Origin of the sequence: Collinsella aerofaciens, assembly GCF_028207065.1 — a bacterium.
In the GTDB taxonomy this organism is placed as follows: domain Bacteria; phylum Actinomycetota; class Coriobacteriia; order Coriobacteriales; family Coriobacteriaceae; genus Collinsella; species Collinsella aerofaciens_AR.
The window spans coordinates 22,461-29,295 of record NZ_JAQLFP010000030.1; the positions used below are offsets into that span (position 1 = coordinate 22,461).

Sequence of the window (6,835 nt, forward strand, 5' to 3'; positions counted from 1 at the left end):
TAGCAGGTCGATGAGCATATTTAAAAAAGCAAGGTTATAGCTTAGTCGGACTTAAGGAACGGGCGGCTTCACATCTCGCCCTGCAAACAACGCCCGTACAGCGAGCGCGCTTGCCGCATGGGCGTTGCGGCCGCCTGCAGCTTATAGATAGGCACCCTCGAGGCGCAGCAGCCATTCTTTGCGATCCAGTCCACCGGCGTATCCGTTGAGCGATCCGTCGGCCGCGACCACGCGATGGCACGGCACGATAATCGAAATAGGGTTGCGAGCGACCGCAGCCCCCACCGCGCGAGGAGATACAACGGGCGCTTCATTTCCCGGCACACGATGTCGAGCCGCAACACGCTGGGCGATCTCGCCATACGTAGCGACCTCGCCACGCGGAATTGAAAGTAGCTCAAACCAAACCTCACGCTGAAACGCCGTGCCAATCAAATGCAACGGCGGCGTAAACCGAGGCTCCTGCCCCGCAAAATAGGCGTTGAGCCAAGCCCAAGAACGCTCTAGCACCGAAGAAGCCGCGCCATTGGCCGGATTTACCGTCTGCATGCCCCCGGCACCCGAAACTGCATCGGTGCCCTCAACGTATTCGGCGCTTTCTTTAAGAAGCGTGGAACCAAAGTGCTCCTGCCCCTCAAACCAAAGCCCCGTCAGACCGCGGCCATCAGCGGCAAGCAAGATTTCGCCCAAAGGCGAAGCAAACGTCGTCGTGACCACCAGCGGCTCCCTTCAAAACTCCGCAACATAATACCGCGAATTGTACAGACAACCCCGCAGATACGTCTGGGCGGGCTCGCAATTACTTAAGCGAGACTGTTCTCTCTAATCAAGCGAAAAAGACGCAGGGCATCGACACCAGAGCGGTACCCCCGCCAGCTGAGCTCTAATACTTTTCCCGAGAAGTGAACGAGTAAAAACGAAGTCCCGGAGCATCCACACCTTTAGACCGCAAAACCGCAGGATTCGCGCTGCAAATCCGCAGGAAATAGCGGTCAAAATATGCCAATGCTTCGGGGGTCCAAATAAGGTCGTTCACTTCACGGGAAAAGTATTAGACCTCAATTCACACCAAGCCCAAAGTCACCCCAGGCAGCAGGCGCGAAGCGCCGAGGCCGCCGCCGGGACTAGGGCCCGCAACAACCACGTGCCCCCACATCAGCCCAGCGGCCCCAACCAGCAACGGCCCCATCGCAGGCCGCTCGCAGCCGAGTCACCGCAGGCAGGGGCCGGGCTTAGTTTTCAGAACACTCCGCAGACCAGTGTGGCGCCTTGTCCGCGGCTCCGAAGGAGCAGGACAAGGCGCCACACATGGTCGAGGACGTTCTGAAAACTAAGCCCGGCCCCCGCCGGACAGGTCGCACTACTCGCAGAGCAGCTTAGCAATCTGGACGGCGTTGGTTGCCGCGCCCTTGCGGATTTGGTCGCCGCAGCACCAGAAGGTGATGCCGCGCGCGGCCTCGGGGTTCGAGATGTCGCGACGCACGCGACCGACCCAAATCAGGTCCTGGTCGGACGTATCCATCGGCATGGGGAAGCGATCGTGCGCGTCCTCGGCGCTCATGTCGTCGACCAGCTTCACGCCCGGAGCGGCGGCCAGCGCGGCACGGGCCTCTTCCACCGTAATATCGCGCTCGAACTCGAGCGTAATGCTCTCGGAGTGCGAGCGCAGCACGGGCACGCGCACACAGGTGCAGTTCACGCGCAGCTCGGGCAGATGCATGATCTTGCGGCCCTCGTTTTGCAGCTTCATCTCCTCGGAGGTAAAGCCCTCCTCCTTGACACCGCCAATCTGCGGAATCAGGTTGCTCGCCAGCTGGGCGGCAAAGGCGCGCGGCTCGGGAATCTCCTCGCCGCGGCCCAGGGCGGCCAACTGAGCCTCGAGCTCGGCCATACCGGGAGCGCCGGCACCCGAAGCCGCCTGATACGTCGAGACGATCATGCGCTTCACGCCGGCGAGCTGATGCAGCGGCCACGTAGGAACCAGGCCGATGATGGTCGCGCAGTTGGGATTGGCGATAAGGCCGTGATGCCACTTGATGTCGTCGGCATTGATCTCAGGCACAACCAGCGGCACCTCGGGATCCATGCGGAAGGCGTGGCTGTTGTCGACCACGACGGCGCCGCGCTTGACGGCCTCGGGCAGTAGCTCCTTCGCAATATCGTCGCCGGCGGCGCCGAGCACGATGTCGCAGCCCTCAAAGGCCTCGGGGCAAGCCTCCTCAATCACAACCTGCTCGCCGCGGAACTCGACGGTCTTGCCCGCAGAGCGCGCGCTCGCTAGCAGCTTGAGCTTGCCGACCGGAAACTCCTGCTCGTTGAGGCACTCGAGCATCTGGGTGCCCACGGCTCCCGTCGCGCCCAAAATAGCAACCGTGTACTGTTTCATGCTTCCCCCTTTAAAGGCTGTGGCTTTTGCCCGCACGCCGAGCAGGCCGATTATTGTTGCCAGTGTATACAAGAACAGGGCGGGCACGAAACCCGCCCCGTCGAAACGAAACCGAAACGAAACGCCCCGCCGTAGTTTTTGAGGCAAGTCCCAAAAATCTACTGGGATAGCAGCTACTTGTGGAGCGCGGCCGGGGCGGGATCGACCGGCACGGGAGCCTCCAGGTCGGAGACCTTCACAATGCCGTTCTCGTCGGAGAAGGCGCGGTAAATGGTCCGAATCGCCAGGTCGAAGTCCTTCTCCTCGACACCGATAATGATGTTGATCTCGTCACAGCTCTGCGAAATCATGCGCACGCTCACGCCGGCCTGGCCGAGCATGCCAAACAGATGGCCCGAGATACCTGCGCGGCCGCGAAGGTTACGGCCGACGGTCGCGATGAGCGCCAAACCCTCGACAACCTCGATCTCGAGCGGCTCGACCTCCTGCTGAATGTCGCCCACGAGCGAGTACAGCGAGTCGTGCACATCCTGCTCCTGCACCACGGCGCCAAAGCGGTCGACGCCGGTGGGCATATGCTCGACGGAAACGTCATAGCGTTCGAACACCGAAAGTGCACGGCGCATAAAGCCGACACGGGGCTTGGTGCGGTCGCGGGCAACGTTGATGGCGACAAAGCCGCGCTTGCCGGTCACGCCGGTAATGATAGGCTCCGCCTCACCCTCGTCAGCCGTCTCGCTAATGATGGTGCCGGGGTCCTGCGGCGCATTGGTGTTCTTGATGACCAGCGGAATGCCTGCCTCGCGCACGGGGAACACGGCCTCCTCGTGCAGGACGCTTGCACCCATGTACGAAAGCTCGCGCAGCTCCTCGTAGGTAACGCGCGCAATGGGCTGAGCCTCGGGCACAATGCGAGGATCGGCAGAATAGAAGCCCGAAACGTCGGTCCAGTTCTCGTACAGGTCGGCGCCTAGGCACTTGGCCAGGATCGAGCCGGAAATATCGCCGCCACCACGGTCGAGCAGCTTGATCTGGCCCTCACGCGTCGCGCCGTAGAAACCGGGCATAACAAAGCCGCCCTGCTGGCCGTACTCCTGCACCAGCTCGGCGGTGCGGTTCATGCTGAGCGTACCGTCATGATGGAACGCCACGACCGTCGCGGCATCCAGGAACGGCAGGCCCAGGTACTCGGCCATCAGGCGAGCGGTAAAGTACTCGCCGCGGCTTACGAGCTCCTCAGTAGAGTAGCCACCGGAGCGAGCACGCTCGGCAAAGGCCGCAAACTCTTCGCGGATGGGATAGGTGAGCCCCAGCTCGTCAGCGATATCAAAATAGCGCTGGCCGATGTCCTCGAGCAGCTCCTCGCACGACACGTGGTACTTGACGTGCGCGTTGACCAAGTAGAGCAGATCGGTCACCTTGGTGTCGCCCTTAAAACGGCGACCGCAGGCAGAAACCACCACAAAACGGCGGGCCGGATCGGCATCGACGATGGCCTTGATCTTCTTAAAGTGTTCGGCGTCGGCGACCGACGAGCCGCCAAACTTGGCAATCTTAATCATGGGCTGGAGGTTACCTTTCTAAAAAGCCTCTGCGAACCTATTTTGCGCGCTCTGATACCATGGTTTCACCGATTGGGACCAAGGCATCCGAGGAGCAGTGTTATATGGGAACTTATCATAGTACACGAGGACGCACTTTATCGTGCTCAAGTAAGGTGGCAATCCGTACCGGCATCGCTCCCGACGGGGGCTTGTTTGTCTCGGACGAGCTCGGCACCCAGCAGGTCGATATCAGCTCGCTTGCAGATAAATCGTACTTTGAAATCGCTCAAGATGTGTTGGGAATGTTACTGAATGATTACACGACCGAAGAAATTTCGGCCTGTGTGAATGAGGCATACCGCGGCACGTTCGCGAGCGAAGAGGTCACGCCGCTCGTCAAACTCGACGCCGCACCGGGCGCCGACGCCCCGCAAACCTATGTGATGGAGCTCTTTGGCGGCCCCACGAGCGCCTTTAAGGACGTCGCCCTGCAGATGCTCCCCCGTCTGATGGCCCGCACCTCTGCCAAGGACGGCGGCGCCGAGCGCATCATGATCGTCACCGCCACGTCGGGCGACACGGGCAAGGCCGCACTCGCCGGCTTTGCCGACGCCCCGGGGACGGGCATCACCGTCTTCTATCCCGAGGGCAAGGTCAGCCGCGTGCAGAATCTGCAGATGTCCACACAGGAGGGCGATAACGTCGCCGTCTGCGGCATCCGCGGCAACTTTGACGACGCCCAGAGTGCCGTCAAGCTCATCTTTGCCGATAAAGAGCTTGCCAAGCGCCTGGAGGCCGCCGGCACGGTGCTTTCGAGCGCCAACTCCATCAACGTCGGCCGCCTGGTGCCGCAGGTCGTCTACTACTTTGCCGCCTATGCACAGCTGCTGCGCGCCGGCGCCATCGAGGCAGGCGACGCCGTTGAGTTCTGCGTACCGACCGGCAACTTTGGCGATATCCTGGCCGGCTACTATGCCAAGCGCATGGGTCTGCCCGTCGCCAAGCTCATCGTCGCGAGCGACAAGAACAACGTGCTTGCCGACTTCCTGACCACCGGCGTCTACGACCGCAACCGTCCGTTCTTCACGACCATCTCGCCGTCGATGGATATCCTCATCAGCTCCAACCTGGAGCGCATGCTGTACTTCCTGTCCGACGGCGACTGCGAGCTCGTTGCCGGCCTTATGGAGCAGCTTGCCCAGACCGGCCGCTACGAGGTGCCCGCCGAGCTGCTGGCCAAGATTCAGGGCGTCTTTGGCTGCGGCTGGGCCAGCGAGAACGAGGTTCGCGCCGCCATCAAGAGCTGTTGGGATGCGAACGACTACGTGATCGACCCGCACACCGCCTGCGGCTATCACGTCTTTGAGCAGGTCGCCCCCGCCGAGGGCGCCAAGGCCCGCGTGCTGCTTTCGACCGCCAGCCCCTACAAGTTCCCGCGCGCCTGCTGCGACGCCCTGGGCCTCGACGTTCCCGATGATGATTTTGAGGCTATGCGTGTGCTCGAGCAGGCCACCGATACGGTCGCCCCGGCACAACTTGCCGAGCTCGAGTCCAAGCCCGTCCGCTTTGAAGACGTCTGCGACGTCGATGAGATGGCAAGCTACGTCGAGTCTGCAGCAAAACGAATGAGCACCAACTAAACCCCTTATTAAGCGCCGGCGAAAGCCGGCGCACCTTCTTTTATCAGAAACCCACCGGGATGATGACGAACTGACATGCGGGTCTGCCTGTTTAGTTCGTCGCGAGTTCCGCACGAGCCGGAAAGCACTTAATGTGCTTTCCGAGCGAGCCAGGACTGCCCGAGCAGCGAACTAAACAGGCAGACCGCCCAGGAGATTCCCATGATCAAGATCACCGTCCCCGCCACCAGCGCAAACCTAGGCATCGGCTACGACACCCTCGGCATGGCCGTCAGCCTCTACTCGCACTTCACCTTCGAGCGCGCCGACAAGCTCACCATCACGGGTTGCCCCGAGGAGTTCCAAAACGAGAATAACCTGGTCTATGTGAGCTTTGTCGATGCTCTGGCCGCCTGGGGCGAGCCGGCCTTTCCCGTCGCTATCGACATTCAGACCGATGTGCCCGTCGCCCGCGGCCTGGGCTCCAGCTCCACCTGCGTCGTCGCGGGCATCATGGCAGCCGCCGCACTGACGGGCCACACCGTCGACCGTGCCGAGCTCGTCCGCATCGCCACCGAGGTCGAGGGCCATCCCGACAACGTCGCCCCCGCTATCCTGGGCGGCGCCGTCTGTTCCTTTACGCCGACCGATTCGCTCCCCCAGTGCCTGCGCTACGAGGTGAGCGACAAGCTTCGTTTTATTACTGTGATTCCGCCCTACGAGGTGCATACGAGCGAGGCTCGCAAGGTTGTGCCGCAGGAGATTCCACTCTCCATCGCCGTATGGCAAATGGGCCGCATCGCCGGCATGACGCGCGGCCTGGAGACCGGCGACCTTGACCTGATTGCCGCCGCCAACGACGACCGCATCCAGGAGCCCTATCGCCGCCGCCTCATCCCCGACTACAACGCTGTGCGCGACACCTGCCTTAACGGCGGCGCCAAGACCATCTGGATCAGCGGTTCGGGCTCGACCCTCATGGCCGTAACCGATGACACCATCGTAGCCAAGTTCCTGCAGGTCAAGCTGCGTGAGCAGTTCCCCAAGTGTGAGACGCATATTCTGACGTGCGACACCGAGGGCGCTCAAATCGAGTACCTGTAGCGCCCTGCCTCATTGCTCTCACCGGTCCCCTTGGGGCTTCCCCTGAAAACGTCCTCGATCATGAATTGCCCCGTCGTGCGCTTCGCGCGACGGGGCAATTCGATCGGCTTATAGGACAAAATGTGTGTCCCGATAGAACATCCGTTTCCATCCATTAATCCAGCCAGAACGGGTACGGGTCC

General features: G+C 61.7%; 5 protein-coding genes. 2 read left to right on the forward strand and 3 right to left on the reverse strand.

The genetic code is table 11. The annotated features are described in order from the left end of the window. Positions 1-141 precede the first annotated feature (141 nt). The 3 genes from PMX72_RS08630 to PMX72_RS08640 form a co-directional block, all read right to left on the reverse strand. Positions 142-717, reverse strand: a complete 576-nt coding sequence (locus PMX72_RS08630; RefSeq protein ID WP_233508860.1) for a methylated-DNA--[protein]-cysteine S-methyltransferase — start codon at positions 715-717, stop codon at positions 142-144. Positions 718-1,360: 643 nt separating this feature from the next. After that, positions 1,361-2,386: an aspartate-semialdehyde dehydrogenase gene (locus PMX72_RS08635; RefSeq protein WP_089572346.1), complete on the reverse strand. Its 1,026-nt coding sequence runs from the start codon at positions 2,384-2,386 to the stop codon at positions 1,361-1,363. 173 nt (positions 2,387-2,559) lie between these two features. Continuing rightward, on the reverse strand, positions 2,560-3,948 hold the full coding sequence (locus PMX72_RS08640; protein ID WP_099432166.1) for an aspartate kinase: 1,389 nt from the start codon (positions 3,946-3,948) through the stop codon (positions 2,560-2,562). Between the two features lie 104 nt (positions 3,949-4,052). On the opposite strand from PMX72_RS08640, the gene thrC reads away from it, so the two are divergent. Beyond that, entirely contained in the window at positions 4,053-5,570 is a 1,518-nt protein-coding gene (gene thrC, locus PMX72_RS08645) for a threonine synthase (protein WP_271729665.1), read from the forward strand. Between the two features lie 201 nt (positions 5,571-5,771). Beyond that, on the forward strand, positions 5,772-6,653 hold the full coding sequence (gene thrB / locus PMX72_RS08650; protein ID WP_271729664.1) for a homoserine kinase: 882 nt from the start codon (positions 5,772-5,774) through the stop codon (positions 6,651-6,653). The last annotated feature ends 182 nt before the right edge of the window (positions 6,654-6,835 follow it).